This window comes from Streptosporangium sp. DT93 (genome assembly GCF_049844535.1).
In the GTDB taxonomy this organism is placed as follows: domain Bacteria; phylum Actinomycetota; class Actinomycetes; order Streptosporangiales; family Streptosporangiaceae; genus Streptosporangium.
On the sequence record NZ_JBNCLF010000083.1, the window covers coordinates 1 to 392 of the forward strand.

1 protein-coding gene is annotated in these 392 nt (G+C 69.6%); it reads right to left on the reverse strand.

Features of this window, described 5'->3' with window-relative positions; all coding sequences use genetic code 11:
* On the reverse strand, positions 1–392 hold a 392-nt coding region (locus ACLQ2R_RS39580; protein ID WP_425966552.1), incomplete at both ends, for a DUF7507 domain-containing protein.

Genomic DNA, 392 nt, shown 5'->3' on the forward strand with positions numbered 1-392 from the left:
GCGGTGGCGGTGTTGACGATGCTTCCGGTGTTGATGTCGGCCTGGGTGGTGACGTAGGTGTTGGTGCAGGTGGTCGACGCCTGCGGGGCGAGCGTGGTGGCGGGGCAGGTGATCGCGGTGGGCGTTCCGGTGCCCGTGAAGGCAGTCGTGGTCGCCCGTACCGCGGTCAGGGTGGTGTTGCCGGTGTTGAGGACGAGGTAGGAGTAGGTGATGGTCCGTCCGGCGGCGGCGATCGTGGTCGGCGAGGCGGTCTTGAGCAGGGCCAGGGCGGGTGCGGCGGTGGCGGTGACCGTGGCGGTGGAGGCTGCGGAGGTTATGGCGGGTCCGGTGGGTGGTGTGCCGGTGGCGGTGGCGGTGTTGACGATGCTTCCGGTGTTGATGTCGGCCTGGGT